Below are 16,094 nucleotides of genomic sequence, written 5' to 3'. Positions count from 1 at the left end.
CAGGACAGCAAGCCCTTATAACACATCAGTAACAGTCTTTTGCTGTCACGGCAATAATTGTGCCAGCCGTTCAACAATAGCCGCGGCCGTATCCGCTTTACTCATTTGCGGCAAAGCCATTTCCTGCTCGTCATCAAGTAAAATTACCTGATTGGTCGTTTTACCCATAGCCTGACTCACATCATTGGCTACCAGTAACGGTACACCTTTTTTCAGCCGTTTAACACGCGCATGTTCCAGAACATGCTCACTTTCTGCAGCAAAGCCGACACAGAAAGGAGCATCCGGCCGGCTGGCTACGGTTGCCAGTATATCGGCATTTTCAGTCAGTTCGATTACAGGAACAGCCTGCCCCGGCTGTTTTTTCAGTTTTTGCACACTGCGGTTTTTTACTTTGTAATCAGCCACTGCTGCTACAGAAATAAACACATCCTGCTGTGGCAATAAACGCTCGACTGCATTCAGCATAGAATCTGCGCTGACAGCCTGTTCAGAATAAGCCAGCCCTGCTGCCATTGAGGTATTAATCTGTCCGTATACCAAAGATACACTTGCTCCGGCCGCACGACAGGCACGCGCCAGAGCCATACCCATCTGTCCGCTGGAAATATTGGTAATACCGCGTACCGGATCAATGGCTTCAAAGGTTGCCCCTGTCGTAATCAGTACCCGTTTACCAGCCAGCACCGGCAGTGTCCAGACATCTGCCAGCAATTCCGCCAGTTCAGCCGCTTCCAGCATGCGTCCGCTGCCAGTTTCGCCGCAGGCCTGCTCACCAACTGCCGGTCCGAGTATTTTTATCTGATCCTGACGTAATAAAGCCAGATTGCGCTGATTAGCCGGATTATTCCACATCTGTACATTCATTGCCGGCGCAACAGCCAGCGGACAGGTACGGGCTGCTATCAGAGTTGTCAGCAGATTATCAGCCATTCCGTGCGCAATTTTCGCCAGCGTATTGGCAGAAGCCGGCGCAATCAGCATCACATCTGCCTGACGACTCAGATTGATATGAGCCATCCCGTTGCCGCCGGCAGCATCATGGGTATCCAGCAATACCGGTTCTCCGCTCAGTGCCTGAAAAGTAGTGGGACTGACAAAATCAGTAGCTGCCTGTGTCATCACAACATTAACCTGATGTCCTGCTTTTTTAAGCAGCCGCACCAGTTCACAACATTTATATGCGGCAATACCACCACAAATACCCAGCAACACCTTTTTCTTCATTACTTTTACATCCATCGTCATGACCGGCCGTAAACAGATATCTACCGAATTTTCATTTAACCCAGTCAGAAAAAAAATAAAACAAACTATTTGATTATAAGGAAAATTTTTTGCATAATCCATTTATACTCATATTCACATTTTATAATTGAAATCAGTACAATCTCATTATCAGATACAACCGCTGAGTAGATCAGGTTTAAATGAATATAGCAGCCAATAATTACATGATACACTAGGCAATATTCAGCCTGCCAGACAGCATGTTCTCTGTCAGACCGTACTTTAGCTCAATCCTAACAAAATTTTATTCAATTTAAAAAGTACCGCTAAATCCCTGTTTACATACAAAGTTATACTCTAAGTGGAGAATTTAAACGTATTAACACTTAAATTTCATTGCCCCATACTAAATGCTTGCATACAATGCGTCCCCTAAAGCAGGAGCAGAATCGTTTTTGCACCGTTCTTTAAACATTACAGTAAACATCCATATGCCGAGCATTGGCTGGAACGATTTTTCTGGAGTAACCTTTAATTATGAGCGAAAACGCAATCACCAGACCCGGTGCCGATCCAGCACATTACTTACAGATTAAAGACATCGTCAAGACCTATGGCGATAATTACGCCGTAGACCATATTAATCTGACCATCAAAAAAAACGAAATATTCGCCTTGCTCGGCAGCTCCGGCAGCGGTAAATCGACTTTATTACGCATGCTCGCCGGTATGGAAACACCAACTCAGGGACAGATTATCCTTGATGGTGAAGATATTACTAAACTGCAACCCTACGACCGCCCTATCAATATGATGTTTCAGAGCTATGCCCTGTTTCCGCATATGACGGTCGAACAAAACATCGCTTTCGGATTAAAGCAGGACAAACTGCCCAAAGATGAAATCAGTGCACGGGTGGAAGAAATGCTGCGTCTGGTACAAATGAGCAAATACGCCAAACGCAAACCACACCAGCTTTCCGGTGGTCAGCAGCAACGCGTTGCGCTGGCACGCAGTCTGGCAAAACGCCCTAAATTGCTGTTACTGGATGAGCCTCTGGGTGCTTTGGACAAAAAACTGCGTCAGCAAACCCAGCTTGAACTGGTGAATACTCTCGAAAAAGTAGGTGCTACCTGTATTATGGTTACCCATGATCAGGAAGAAGCCATGACAATGGCTTCACGTATTGCCATCATGTCGGACGGACAGTTGCAACAGGTTGGCACACCTTCTGATATTTACGACTATCCGAATAGCCGCTTTACAGCTGAATTCATGGGCGAAACCAATATTCTGGAAGGCAAAGTGACTGAAGACGGTGCCGACCATACCATTATTCACTGCCCAGAAATGCAGCAACTGGTTTATCTTGGTCACGGTATCAGCGGACCGGAATATCAGAAAATCTGGCTGTCTATTCGTCCTGAAGATATCAACATCTATCGCGAGCAACCTCAACAGGAATATAACTGGTCAGCCGGAATTGTCAAAGAAATTGCTTATCTGGGCAGTTTTGGTATTTTTCATATCCAGCTGCCTTCCGGCAAAATTATTAAAAGTCAGGTGTTATCCTCATACTGGGAACAATACAACATTCCGATGCCCACCTGGGAAGAAAAAGTTTACATCAGCTGGCCGGATAATCAGGCCAGCCCTCTGACCCATTAATTGGCGCGGGAGCTTAAACATGAACTGGTTTAACCGCCTCAAAGGCTTACGCCCGACACAGGGACTGGTTGTCGGCATCCCTTATATCTGGCTGCTGGTACTTTTCCTTATCCCGTTTTTTATCGTACTTAAAATCAGCTTTGCCGAACAGGATATTGCCATCCCGCCCTATACTCCGCTGTATCATGTAGATGCAGAAATGGGACGGGTAAATATTCTGGTCAGCTACCAGAATTATGCCGATATTTTCAATGATTTCTGGCATTCTCTCGGACAAATGTTTATTGGCAATCTAGGCGATAATATTTATCTGCTGACTTACTGGTTATCAATTAAAACCGCTTTCACTACGACACTTATCTGTTTGCTGGCAGGTTATCCGATAGCCTATGCTATCGCCCGGGCACCGGAAAAAATCCGTAACGGTCTGCTGCTTACCATTATGCTGCCTTTCTGGACATCATTTCTGCTGCGTGTATATGCATGGATGAGCCTGCTCGGCCATAACGGTATTATTAATACTTATCTGATCAAATGGGGACTCATCAACAACCCGATGAATATGCTATACAACTCATTCTCACTGAATCTGGTTATGGTATATACCTATCTGCCCTTTATGATTCTGCCTCTGTACACTCAGCTGGTAAAACTGGACAACCGCCTGCTGGAAGCCGCTGCCGATCTCGGTGCCGGCCCTATTAAAGCGTTTGTTTCCATTACTCTGCCACTATCCAAAGCCGGGATTATCTCCGGTTCGATGCTGGTCTTTATTCCAGCAGTTGGTGAGTTTGTGATACCCGAACTGATAGGCGGACCAAAAAATCTGATGATTGGCAAAGTACTGTGGCAGGCTTTCTTCGATCAGAATAACTGGCCATTGGCGTCAGCAGTTGCTGTCATTATGGTGCTGTTACTGGTGATTCCGATTACCTTGTTCCATCGTTATGAAAACCGGGAAATTGAAGAAGGAGCCAGCCATGCATAAAAACATATCATCCTGGTTTCTCAGAGTAATGCTGTTTCTGGGGCTGGCATTTCTGTATATACCCTTGGTTGTCCTGATTATCTACTCATTCAACAATTCGCGACTGGTCACTGTCTGGGGAGGTTTTTCCACTCAGTGGTACAGTAAATTATTACAGAATGAACAGATACTTGATGCTGCGTGGCTTTCAGTACGCATTGCTCTGTGCTCGGCGGCAGCCGCAGTCATTCTGGGAACACTTGCCGGCTATGCACTAGCCCGCATCAAACGTTTCCGTGGTAATACCTTGTTTGCCGGTATGGTTTCTGCACCAATGGTTATGCCGGACATCATTACCGGTTTGTCCATGCTGCTGTTAATTATTCAGGTACAGATATTGCTGCAAAACAGTGTTTTTAGCTTTCTGTATTTTGAACGCGGCTTTTTTACTATCTGGCTTGGTCATACCACCCTGTGTATGGCCTATGTAACTGTTATTATCCGCTCACGTTTGTCTGAGCTTAATCAGTCACTGGAAGAAGCAGCCAAGGATCTTGGTGCGAGGCCATTAAAGGTATTTTTTCTGATTACACTGCCTTCAATTGCTCCGGCTATTGCATCCGGCTTTCTGCTGTCCATTACGCTGTCGCTGGATGATCTGGTCATTACATCATTCCTGTCCGGTCCGGGTTCTTCTACTTTGCCAATGATTATATTTTCAAAAATCAAACTGGGTCTGGATCCGCAAATGAATGTACTGGCCACCATCATCATTGCACTGGTAGGTACACTGGTTATTAGTATTAATTACTTTATGATGCGGCAAAATACCAGACGTGAACGGGAAATGGCAGAAGCCTATCGACAGAGTCTGTTACTTGAGGCTAACAAATAAAAATGCATACATGGCAGCTATCTGATTTCGGTTAGCTGCCAGTTTTTCATCTTCCTAATCAGTTTAATCATGTAACTATGTCTACCTACATACCGCCAGATACAGAACGCATTGACAGCTACTATACAGCCAGCTGTAATGACCACAGCCACTATCCAAGTTTAAAAGGTACTGTTGAAGTGGAAACCTGCATCATTGGTGGCGGACTGAGCGGAATCGGTACAGCATTGCCACTGGCACAACAGCAGCATAGCGTAGCACTTATCGAAGCCGCCCGAATCGGTTATGGCGCCTCCGGCCGTAACGGCGGTCAGGTCATTTATGGTTACGCTGCTGAAATGAGTAATCTGGCCGGCATGATCGGACTGAAAAATGCACAAACACTCTGGCAGTGGAGCCATGAAGCTGTCACTCTGATTGAACAACAGATTCAAACCTATCAAATCAGCTGTGACTGGCAACGCGGTTACGCTCATGCAGCCATCCGGCCGCGCCAGCTGCGTGTCTTAACTGAATGGGTGAAAGAAGCTGCCGAACACTACCATTTTCATGATTATGAAGTATGGAATTCAAACCAGCTGCAACAGCAACTGGCCAGCGAACGTTATACCGGCGCGATTTTTGACCATCAGGCCGGACATTTACATCCACTAAACTACTTACTTGGACTGGCTCGTGCAGCTGCCCGTGCCGGAGCATTGCTGTTTGAACATTCTCCTATGCTTTCGCTGGAAACATGGCAGCACGGATACCGGATTACCACACCAAACGGGAATATCATTGCCAAAAACGTCGTGATTGCTGTCAATGCCTTTACCCGCAGTCTCCGGCAGACACCTATAAAGGCGCTCGAAGCCAAAATCCTGCCGGTAAGTACATACATGATTGCAACCCAGCCGCTTGGGGAACGTGCTCAGCAACTCATCAAAAATAACATGGCAGTATGTGATACCCGTTTTGTACTTGATTATTATCGTCTGAGTGCAGACAAACGCCTGTTATTCGGCGGTAAAGTCAATTATTCCGGTCGTGAACCCGGCCGGCTGCAACTCATTCAGAGTATGCGCCGTGATATGCTTAAAGTATTTCCACAACTGGCTGATGCAGAAATTGATTATGTCTGGGGTGGTCTGGTTGATATCAGCATGAACCGCCTGCCCCATTTCGGGCGTCTTAACCCGCAACTCTATTTTTTACAAGGATTTTCAGGACATGGCGTGGCTGCTGCCGGTATGGGCGGGCAGATTATTGCTGAGGCAATCAGTGGTGATGACAGCCGCCTGCACATGTTTGAAAAAATTATACATCACAACTTTCCCGGTGGCAGTTTACTGCGCCTGCCCATACAATGGGTAGGAACAGGTTATTACCGTCTAAAAGATTTATTACCTTAATTTTAAAAGTTATAAACTTAACTATAGTACAATCAATACCCGTTTTTGAATTCAAGCAACAGGCTTCATGACCGCTTCCGACTCTTCTGCATTTTATCAGCATGCATTACAACAGTGCCTGCTCATACAAACCGGCCTGATGCAAAGCCATATACTGACTAACGGCGAAAAAGTATGGGTACGGCAAGCTGGTGCACGCAACAGTGCCTGGCGCTATCACTTATTAAAAATAGCTCAGAAAATAAGTGGTATTCACATGCTGCAACCTGTTCCCAATTTGGGCGGAATACCTGCACTGCAAACCGAAGCATCCCGTCTGCGGGCTCTGGCCTCAGCAGGAGTGCGGGTTCCTGCCATTCTGGCGCAACAACCGGATGCACTGATGATTAGTCATATTGGCAATCACAATCTGGAAAAAGAATGGAAACACTGTAAGCATCAGCCTGAACTTCTGTTGCAACGCTGGCAGCTTGGTCTTAACGCCATTGAAGATGTACATAAACGCAAGCAATACCTGAGTGAAACTTTTGCACGCAATATGATTTACATTAATCAGGACAGCATAGGCTTTATCGATTTCGAAGATGATCCTTTATCTGCGATGACATTAACGCAATGCCATTCCCGCGACTGGCTATGCTATCTGCACTCAGGTGCACGTTTAATGCAGGAATTCGGCGTAACTATTCAGGCTAAAGAATTATGGCATAGCGTACTGCATAATCAACCTGATGAAGTAAGCAGTATTGTCAACAAAAGCTTACATAAAATCCGCTGGATGCGTCATCTAAAGGCTAAATTTTATGGTAAAGACACACTTAAGCTTGCCGCGATGGCCGGATACGCCTGAAATAAGCCCGGCTAACACACAATCATGATTGATATTTTGCAAACTAAGGTATGTAAAATAATTTTCCTCATCAAATAAAAAAGCTGTAGCAACAATAATATGCTACAGCTTTTTTAAGTATTAACTGAATTCAACTTGCAGCCCGCTGACAATGCATCACCATTTTCTGCAACATCCATGGTTCTAATAACTGAATATGCTTGTGCTCAACCTTTATCCAGCCTTCATGCTGAAATTTAGACAAAGTACGGCTTACTGTTTCCAGCTTTAGCCCCAGATAGCTGCCAATTTCTTCACGTGACATACGCAAAATAAAATCATTTGCGGCAAAACCACGAAAACTCAGACGATGAGATAAATTCACCAGAAACGCAGCCAGACGCTCTTCTGCACGCATATTACCCAGCATCAGCATCAGCTCCTGAGTACGCAGAATTTCCTGACTCATCAGACGATAAAAATGTATTTGTAATGAAGGCAAAATATTACCGGCATCTTCCATATTAGTGAATGGTAGCTCACATACCTCACTATCTTCCAGAGCTACTGCATCACAGCCATGAACATTATGACAAATACCGTCCAGCCCCAACAATTCACCTGACATAAAAAAACCAGTTACCTGATCTCGTCCGTCCCGGCTATTAACCATGGTTTTAAAAAAACCGGTTCGTATGGCAAATATTGCATCAAACGGTTCACCGGCACGAAACAGATACTCCCCTTTTTTTAAACGACGACTCTGACGAATAATCGCTCCTAAATCGGTTAGTTCCCGCTCTTTAAGCATTACCGGCATACAGAGAATATGCAAAGAACATTTTTCGCATAATTTCTGTACTATTTCACCCTGTTTATACAATCTAATCATAATATATTTAATAATTACTGATTACACTTTGCCCAGAACATCATATAACAAACATATTGATATAAATCAATTTTTTAAAAACTATCCAATATAGTATTGTTATAGACAAAGTGAATTGAATTTCCTTCAGACCCTGATTTAATAAAAAAATTGGCTTATTATGTTTTCACTGCTTTACTTTACTGCCGGATGTATTCTACCATAAATAGTTATCACTCCTATCTATTTCACCAGATCAACACAAGAATAACCATCATTACCCAATGAACACACCACGCATCAACATAGAATTCGACCGTACCCTTATTGCTTCCTTGCCGTCTTCCGGCCCGCGTTATACTTCCTACCCTACAGCAGACCGTTTTAATACTTCATTCACCGCAACTCAGTTACAAACTGCTTTACAGCAAAATATTGGTGACAAACCAGTTTCCCTGTACGTACATGTGCCTTTCTGTAATACCATCTGTTACTATTGCGGCTGTAATAAAATTATTACCAAAGATACCAGCCGTGCCGATATATATATCCGGTATCTGGATAAAGAACTGGCACTGCTGGCACAAAACTGGCAGGGTAAACCGCTGCTGGCACAATTACATTTCGGCGGCGGTACACCAACCTTTCTGAATGATGACCAGCTCAGTCACATCTTTGCCAGTATCAGCCGCTACTTTACACTGTCAGAGCAGGGGGAATATTCAATTGAAATCGACCCGCGTAAAGTGACAGCTGAAACTGTAGCTCATCTGGGCAGACTCGGTTTTAACCGGATGAGCGTCGGTATTCAGGATTTCAATCCGGCGGTACAACAGGCCGTTAACCGCATCCAGAGCGAAGCTGAAACCCGGACAGTTATTGAGGCAGCCAGAGCTAATGGTTTTCACTCTGTCAGTGTCGACTTAATCTATGGCTTACCGCACCAGACTGAAGCCTCTATGCGCTGCACACTGGATCACGTACTGACTCTGCAGCCGGATCGCATCGCCATGTATCACTATGCACATCTGCCACATCTGTTCAAACCACAGCGGCGTATTGATACATCAGCCGTACCCAACAGCAGTGTTAAACTGGATATTCTGCAAAACACCGTTCAATATCTGTTACAGCAGGGCTATATCTTCATCGGCATGGATCATTTTGCCAAACCTGATGACGAACTGGCCATTGCCTTATCTGAAGGCCGCCTGCAACGCAATTTTCAGGGTTATTCAACCCATGCAGACTGTGACTTAATCGCCATCGGCGTATCCAGCATCGGCAAAATCAACAATATCTACAGCCAGAATGAAAAAGAACTGCCTGCCTACTATCAGGCTCTGGATGAAAACCGCCTGCCAGTTATGCGCGGCTACCAGCTTAATGCGGACGACTTACTGCGCCGGCGTGTAATTCAGGATTTGATGTGCCGCTTCCAGCTTAATTACATTGATTATAGCCATGCCATGCAGCAGCCTTTTCAAACTTACTTTGCTGCTGAGCAGTCTGATTTACAGCACCTGCAACAGCTTGGCTTGCTCAATCTTAGTGATCAGAATTTACAGGTTACACCCAAAGGGAGACTGCTGATTCGCAATATCGCCATGGTATTTGACTACTATTTGCGTCAGAAGCGCACCGAAGCCCAGTATTCACGTACATTATAATAATCAAACCGCAACAGTTACCATCGTTTTATCAGCAAGATAAATAACGTTGCCAAAATTAATAAATACTGCAACTGTCCTTCATCGCCATTTACTTAACTGCAAACCAATTTTACTGTTTTATACTTAAACCAGTTCCCACGGTAAATCACGCCGTTTATGAACTGGTTTTAACTTTTTCTCATTACGCAATTGCTGAGCAGCCCAACGTAAATCATATTGCCAGATATAAAGCATACTTCCGGATGCTTTCAACTCCTGCTCATATTTATTTACTGACATCCTTAGCCAGCCAGCTCCGCCTAAGTACTTCAGTGCTTCAATCACTCTCTGGTAACCACTGATTAATCCTCCTTATAATTATTCTGGTCATTTATGTCTGAACGATATATAAATTACTTAGTATCCTGAAAAAAGAACAGTCTGGCATCATTGAAATGTTTACTACACCTGATAAGCTGAATCAGTTTTTACATTACACATGCACTAATACACTGCCTACTATACTTAATCAGCGCCAGGATGCATTACAGCATCTGCCCGTTAATTTTCGCTACGCTGCGATACTGATACCTGTTGACTGGAATCATGGTAACGCGCAAATCTGGCTCACTCAGCGCAGTCAGCAACTACGCCAGCACCGCGGACAAATCGCTTTTCCCGGCGGCAAACTGGAAAATAATGAAAGCAGTATCAATGCAGCATTTCGCGAAAGCGAAGAAGAAACCGGACTAATCCGTAATCAGTGGCGGCTGGTCGGAACCTTACCCCAATGCTATCTGCCTAGTGGTTTCAAAGTTGTTCCTGTTCTGGCCTGGACCAATTCATCTCTGCACTGGCAGCTCAACCCGTCAGAAGTCAGCGAAATATTCCCTGTACCCTTACCTGTTGTTCTGGATAGCGGGCTATACCAGCATAGTATTACTCAATATCAGCATCTTAAGCTTAAGGTTTATCATTTACACTATCAGAACCGGCATATCTGGGGAGCGACTGCATGCATGCTATTACACCTGGCTCAATGCTATCAGGTATGGAGCAGGCAAAACCATCAACACTAATCCAGTAAATCAACACGTACTATTTCTCCGCATAACTGTCTTACCTGCTCCAGACAATGTGCCGGTTTCAGGGCCTGAAAAGCATAAGTAAGCTGAGCCTGAAAACTTCCGGCAGCTATTTTTTCGCCATCGCCAGCCACACCACTGGGCATATCCAGCGCCACCTTAAACGCATCTGCCTGAGAAACTGCATCAAAACAACGTTCAATATCCTGAGGCAAATCACCATGGAAACCAGTACCATAAACAGCATCCACAACCAGATGCACAGACGGCAGCACAGTATGCAATTGCGAAACATCAATACAATCTACAGTAACCGGCAGACATTTCCGGTTGGCTTCTGCAAGAGCTGATAATTGCTGTTCCTGTAAAAACATAATCGTTACCGGCCAGCCATGTAAAGACAATACTCGGGCCAGTACCAGCCCGTCACCTGCATTATTCCCTTTACCACACAGTATCAGTGTATGCTGCGGGGAACGAAACCGACATAATAAATCCTTCGCTGCACGACTTCCTGCATGTTCCATCATTCGGGCATAACTCAACCCTTTTCGATTCTGTGTATCCTCCCATGCTTTCATCTGTGCCACAGTCCAGACCGGCGTATTCATATCTTGTCCTTTAGCAGGAAAAACAGATTATTATCATACTTGGGTATTCCGGCGTTCAATCTGTACACCCACTTCCTTAATACCAGCAAGAATACCCGGCTTCACCACTTTTACCCGCACCCATAATGCCCCGTAACGGTCCAATATAAACTGCGCCACATACTCTGCCAGTGCTTCCAGTAACAAAAATTCCTGTTCAGCAAGTGCCTCTCGCAAATCATCAGCCACTCTGGCATAGTGAATCGTATCGTCAATATTATCGCTTTGCGCTGCCTGCTGAAAATCTGTACCAATATCCACATCCAGCAACAATGTTTGCTGTTGCTGCCGCTCCCACTGATATACCCCAATCAGCGTCTGCGCAGTCATGCCGTGTAAAAAGATAGTATCCATGTCCAACCTACTGAGCTAAAATGCAAACCCTCAGATTGTAGACTAAAGAAACCGCTTTATGGTCAATTACCTTGCAATTATCGGTGCCTATTTACTGGGTTCCCTGTCTTTTGCCGTTATTGTTTCACGCTGTATGGGTATGCCTGATCCGCACAGCTATGGTTCCGGCAATCCCGGTGCTACCAATGTTTTGCGTACAGGCAAAAAAAGTGCTGCTGCTCTTACACTGTTAGGCGATGCACTCAAAGGCTGGCTGGCCGTCTGGCTGGCAAAACACTATCAGACGGTCTGGCAACTGGACAGCAATACCATTGCCATAATTGCCGTAGTGGTTCTCATTGGCCACATGTGGCCGGTATTTTTCAAATTTAAAGGTGGTAAAGGCGTAGCTACTGCACTGGGTGTACTCCTGGCTTTATCATGGCCTACTGCACTTATTTGTGCAGCAGTATGGCTGATTATGGCCTTTGGTTTCAAAGTATCTTCACTGGCCGCATTAATAGCTACTCTGATCAGCCCGTTTGCTGCCTGGTGGTTTATGCCTCAGTTAAGCTGGGTAATTGCTGTTATAGTGATTGATATACTGGTTCTTTACCGGCATAAAAGCAATATCAAAAACCTGTTCAGCGGTCGTGAAGGTAAAATTGGCGAAACTAAATAATAAATTGACATAGCGACCATAAATAAAAAAGACAGTTTTCTCAACTGTCTTTTTCTTTATTTCAGGCATATTACTTCAAATTTTGTTTTTGCTGCTTACGATTGCGCCTGCGCTGACGAATTTCAGCAATTTTACGTTTAAAAAACTGGATACGCTGACGCTTTTTCCACCAGTAATAGACTAGTGCCAGTGCACCAACGCCAATCACAACATACACAACTGCCTGGAACTGATGTACCTTATGCATCAGCCAGTCAATATTTTCCGCACCATATTCACCCAGATATACCCACACGGGTACTGAAATCATTGCAGCCAGACCATCCATCAGCAAAAATTTCGGTATAGAAACTTTCCCGCTGATCCCAGCGGTAATATAAATCGGGGTACGTAAACCCGGCAGAAAACGTGCTATAAATAATACCCAGCTACCATATTTATCAAATTTATCCTGTACCTGAGCATAGCGCCTGGGCGTCATTACCCGCTGAACAAAACGAAATTTCAGAATACGATGACCAAATACGCGTCCGGCACTAAACATCATCCCATCACCTACCAGAACACCAGCCATACCTACCATAAACATGGTATGTACATGCGCATGTCCCAGTCCGGCTATAACACCACCGGCAACCAGCGTTACGTCTTCCGGTATCGGCACACCAAAGCCGCAGGCGACCAATACCAGAAATACCGCTGCATAGCCATACTCAGTAAAAAAAGCTTCCAGCAATGCAAACATAAAATGCCCGTTCTTTTTTTATTCCTGTCAGACAGATTTACTCTGCCAAACCCGACTTAATTGCATTGGCAATTTTTTCAGCTGCCTGACGCGCAACTTCAGTCTGACGAGCTTCTACCATAACCCGCACCACCGGTTCTGTTCCTGACGGGCGAAGTACCACACGTCCATTATCTCCGAGCTGTTTCATCACCTCATCAGCTACCGGCGCCGCAATACTCTGCCAGTCCTGATCAGGCTCAATATGAACATTAATCATAGTTTGCGGAAAAGGCTGCCAGTCAGTAAGTATACTGGCTAAATCCTGCTGTAAAACCTGTAAGGCTGCAAAGACCTGTAAAGCTGCAATAATTCCGTCACCAGTATTATGCTTATCCAGACAAACTATATGACCGGAAGCTTCTCCTCCCAGTGACCACTGATGCTGATGCAGCTGTTCCAGAACATAACGGTCACCTACTTTAGCGCGAACAAAATCAATGCCCAGCCGCTTAAACGCCAGCTCCATAGCAAGATTGGTCATAACCGTCCCCACTACACCGCCATCCAGACAGCCTGCTGCAGCACGAGCTTTGGCAATTACATAAATCAGCGCATCCCCATCATAGACTTTGCCGAATTTATCTACCATCATCAGCCTGTCGCCGTCACCATCCAGCGCAATACCATAATCGGCTTCATTCTGTAATACTGCTGCCTGTAGTGACTTAGTATATGTCGCACCGATTTTCTGATTGATATTATAACCATCCGGCTGATCGCCGATGCAGACCACATCTGCACCCAGCTCATGAAATACCTTAGGAGCCACAGCATAGGCCGCACCATTTGCCGTATCTACCACCAGCTTCAAACCACGCAAATTCAAATGATTCGGAAAAGTAGATTTACAAAACTCAATATAACGGTCAACAGCACCATTTATGCGCCGTGCGCGGCCAAGCTCGCTGGAAGGGACAGTTTTTACCGGCTTTTCCAGCTCTGCTTCAATTTCCAGCTCCAGAATATCACTTAACTTGACTCCACCCTCTGCAAAAAATTTAATACCATTATCATGATAAGCATTATGTGAAGCAGATATCATCACACCGCAATCCAAACGCAGTGCACGGGTTAAATAAGCCACACCTGGTGTAGGTAATGGTCCGGTAAGCAGTACATTTACCCCTGCTGCTGTAAAGCCCGCTTCCATTGCTGCTTCCAGCATATAACCGGAAATTCTTGTATCTTTACCAATCAGCACAGTAGGCTGATGATCAGTTCCATGTTGTACCAGTACATGTCCGGCAGCATACGCTAATTTCAGTACAAATTCGGGGGTTACCGGAAACTTACCAACTTCACCACGCACCCCGTCTGTACCAAAATATTTTTTTGCCATCACCTGCTCCGACCGATTAATTTAAGACTATTATTGTAGAACAGGCATAGCTGTTCAGTCAGTAAATAAAATGTTATTTGAAAACTATCCGGTTCACAATAAATCTGAATCCTATTAAATTCCACTCAGATTACATAATAAAAACCGCAGCCCACGTCTGCTGACAATCTGTAACCGATCTTATTAAATACTTCCGCCCAGGGCCTCCCATACCTGTAAACCCTGACGTGTTTCACGTACATCATGTACCCGTATAATTGCTGCACCACGTGCCACGGCTGCTACTGCAGCCACCACACTTCCGGCAACCCGTTGTCTTGGTTCAGTTTCATCAGTCAGTAAACCAATCATCGTTTTACGTGATACCCCAATCAGTGCCGGACAACCGGCGGCCGCATGCCAGTCTGCAAAATACTGCATTAATGCAATATTATGCTGGAGACTCTTACCAAAACCAAAACCCGGATCTATTGTCAGACGCAAACGTTCAATCCCAGCCTGTTCACACACAGATACCCGTTGCTGCAAATACTGACCAACTTCAGTAACCACATCCTGATATTCAGGATTATGCTGCATATTTTCAGGCTGTCCCTGCATATGCATCAGACACACACCAATATTCTGCTGCTGCGCAAGTAAATCTACTGCACCGGCATCTTCCAGTGCCTGAATATCATTTATTCCGTCAGCCAGCTGCTGCTCAAGTAACTGACGCATTACCCAAGTGCGGCGTGTATCTACAGTTAATGGTACATTCCAGGTAACTAACTCTCTTAATACCGGCTCAATACGCTTCCACTCATCCTGAGGTGAAACAAAATCAGATCCGGGACGGGAGCTCTCTCCGCCAATATCCAGAATATCCGCCCCATCTTTTAATAACTGTTCCGCATGCTTTAATGCCAGAGTCAGAGAAGTACTGTAACTACCACCATCTGAAAATGAATCCGGCGTTAAATTGACGATTCCCATAATTTTCGGCTGCGCCAAATCAATTTGAAAACGCCCGCACTGCCAGTAATTTTGACTAGAATTATTCATACTCAATCATAATCTCTTAACATTTATCAAATAATCATACAGCCTGTATTTGTGGTTAAACCCATAATACTAGCAATAAATTCTGCTCAGCCAGATAAAGATATTTCTCTTCACATCTTGATTTTTTTATCCACAAAGTACAAATTCAGACTCACTGAAAATAACAAAAACATAAAATCTATTAAAAATCATTGCAAATCAAAAAATATTGAAATTAACAAAGATATATATTGAACTACAACCAGAATTGCTATCAGAACTAAGACAGAATACCTTCATGTAAAATAAATTGATAAATCTCAAGATTTAAATATCCTGTCATTATCTGAGTTATATAAATAATCCAGACTCTAATATAACCATCATAATTGCTGTGATTTCACATTTATAACTGATAATAATGGAGAAATATTCAATTTATAAATTCACCTATTTTAAAGCCAGCCAAATTAATAAATGAAAGAATATTTGCCTCATGGGAAATATTGATTTACTACTCTCATGAATGAACCGTTGGCTGAATTTATCACACCAGCTTTTACCAGTATTTTATCATTTACATAATACAGAATCTTCCTGACTTAAATTACCATGCTTTTCAACAATTCATATGAACCAAAATAGCATATACCTATATACCAGAATAACTATTTTCAGTATTACTATTA

The 16,094-nt window shown here is 44.2% G+C and carries 16 protein-coding genes; 8 read left to right on the top strand and 8 right to left on the bottom strand.

Annotated elements, in window-relative coordinates:
- Window positions 1–45: 45 nt before the first annotated feature.
- Window positions 46–1,242, bottom strand: a complete 1,197-nt coding sequence (gene coaBC / locus H3U73_RS01510) for a bifunctional phosphopantothenoylcysteine decarboxylase/phosphopantothenate--cysteine ligase CoaBC (RefSeq protein ID WP_232336088.1) — start codon at window positions 1,240–1,242, stop codon at window positions 46–48.
- Between the two features lie 525 nt (window positions 1,243–1,767).
- Between coaBC and H3U73_RS01505 the strand changes: the two genes are divergently transcribed.
- The 5 genes from H3U73_RS01505 (at window position 1,768) to H3U73_RS01485 (ending at window position 7,004) form a co-directional block, all read left to right on the top strand.
- A complete protein-coding gene (locus H3U73_RS01505) occupies window positions 1,768–2,898 on the top strand; it encodes an ABC transporter ATP-binding protein (protein WP_100126550.1) in 1,131 nt (376 codons plus the stop codon).
- A 19-nt stretch (window positions 2,899–2,917) separates the two neighbouring features.
- On the top strand, window positions 2,918–3,886 hold the full coding sequence (locus H3U73_RS01500; protein WP_078475665.1) for an ABC transporter permease subunit: 969 nt from the start codon (window positions 2,918–2,920) through the stop codon (window positions 3,884–3,886).
- Window positions 3,879–4,760, top strand: coding sequence for an ABC transporter permease subunit (locus H3U73_RS01495; protein WP_100126551.1), 882 nt, complete (start codon window positions 3,879–3,881; stop codon window positions 4,758–4,760). Before H3U73_RS01500 ends, H3U73_RS01495 begins: the two co-directional genes overlap by 8 nt.
- Window positions 4,761–4,837: 77 nt before the next feature.
- Entirely contained in the window at window positions 4,838–6,154 is a 1,317-nt protein-coding gene (locus H3U73_RS01490; RefSeq protein ID WP_100126552.1) for an FAD-binding oxidoreductase, read from the top strand.
- A gap of 67 nt (window positions 6,155–6,221) precedes the next feature.
- Entirely contained in the window at window positions 6,222–7,004 is a 783-nt protein-coding gene (locus tag H3U73_RS01485) for a hypothetical protein (protein WP_084553045.1), read from the top strand.
- A 130-nt stretch (window positions 7,005–7,134) separates the two neighbouring features.
- On the opposite strand, the gene fnr is transcribed toward H3U73_RS01485, so the two are convergent.
- Window positions 7,135–7,875 (bottom strand): fumarate/nitrate reduction transcriptional regulator Fnr, encoded by a 741-nt coding sequence (gene fnr / locus H3U73_RS01480; RefSeq protein ID WP_025331198.1) that lies wholly within the window; start codon window positions 7,873–7,875, stop codon window positions 7,135–7,137.
- A gap of 263 nt (window positions 7,876–8,138) precedes the next feature.
- Here fnr and hemN point away from each other — a divergent pair, with 263 nt between their 5' ends.
- Complete coding sequence (gene hemN / locus H3U73_RS01475; RefSeq protein ID WP_198189896.1) at window positions 8,139–9,524, top strand: oxygen-independent coproporphyrinogen III oxidase; 1,386 nt, start codon at window positions 8,139–8,141, stop codon at window positions 9,522–9,524.
- Window positions 9,525–9,650: 126 nt separating this feature from the next.
- Here the strand turns inward: hemN and H3U73_RS01470 are convergent, their stop codons facing one another.
- A complete protein-coding gene (locus H3U73_RS01470; RefSeq protein WP_198189895.1) occupies window positions 9,651–9,806 on the bottom strand; it encodes a hypothetical protein in 156 nt (51 codons plus the stop codon).
- A 155-nt stretch (window positions 9,807–9,961) separates the two neighbouring features.
- Between H3U73_RS01470 and H3U73_RS01465 the strand changes: the two genes are divergently transcribed.
- Window positions 9,962–10,585 carry a CoA pyrophosphatase gene (locus tag H3U73_RS01465; protein ID WP_198189894.1) on the top strand — a complete coding sequence of 208 codons (624 nt, stop codon included), beginning with the start codon at window positions 9,962–9,964 and terminating at the stop codon, window positions 10,583–10,585.
- Here H3U73_RS01465 and H3U73_RS01460 read toward each other — a convergent pair.
- Window positions 10,582–11,202 carry an NAD(P)H-hydrate epimerase gene (locus H3U73_RS01460; RefSeq protein WP_198189893.1) on the bottom strand — a complete coding sequence of 207 codons (621 nt, stop codon included), beginning with the start codon at window positions 11,200–11,202 and terminating at the stop codon, window positions 10,582–10,584. The genes H3U73_RS01465 and H3U73_RS01460 overlap by 4 nt on opposite strands.
- Before the next feature lie 33 nt (window positions 11,203–11,235).
- Window positions 11,236–11,595: a dihydroneopterin aldolase gene (gene folB / locus H3U73_RS01455; protein WP_198186308.1), complete on the bottom strand. Its 360-nt coding sequence runs from the start codon at window positions 11,593–11,595 to the stop codon at window positions 11,236–11,238.
- A gap of 58 nt (window positions 11,596–11,653) precedes the next feature.
- Here folB and plsY point away from each other — a divergent pair, with 58 nt between their 5' ends.
- On the top strand, window positions 11,654–12,256 hold the full coding sequence (gene plsY / locus H3U73_RS01450) for a glycerol-3-phosphate 1-O-acyltransferase PlsY (protein ID WP_078475673.1): 603 nt from the start codon (window positions 11,654–11,656) through the stop codon (window positions 12,254–12,256).
- Between the two features lie 70 nt (window positions 12,257–12,326).
- On the opposite strand, the gene H3U73_RS01445 is transcribed toward plsY, so the two are convergent.
- From H3U73_RS01445 to folP, 3 genes are all read right to left on the bottom strand, one after another.
- The gene (locus tag H3U73_RS01445; protein ID WP_084552052.1) at window positions 12,327–13,001 is read right to left on the bottom strand and encodes a DedA family protein; all 675 of its coding nucleotides are present in this window, start codon (window positions 12,999–13,001) and stop codon (window positions 12,327–12,329) included.
- Window positions 13,002–13,038: 37 nt separating this feature from the next.
- Entirely contained in the window at window positions 13,039–14,382 is a 1,344-nt protein-coding gene (gene glmM / locus H3U73_RS01440; protein ID WP_198189892.1) for a phosphoglucosamine mutase, read from the bottom strand.
- Between the two features lie 183 nt (window positions 14,383–14,565).
- On the bottom strand, window positions 14,566–15,426 hold the full coding sequence (gene folP, locus H3U73_RS01435) for a dihydropteroate synthase (RefSeq protein ID WP_198189891.1): 861 nt from the start codon (window positions 15,424–15,426) through the stop codon (window positions 14,566–14,568).
- Window positions 15,427–16,094: the final 668 nt, after the last annotated feature.

Origin of the sequence: Snodgrassella sp. W8124, assembly GCF_016100875.1 — a bacterium.
Classification (GTDB): domain Bacteria; phylum Pseudomonadota; class Gammaproteobacteria; order Burkholderiales; family Neisseriaceae; genus Snodgrassella; species Snodgrassella alvi.
The sequence above is the reverse complement of the archived record's forward strand: the minus strand, read 5'-3'. Positions and strand labels throughout refer to the sequence as shown.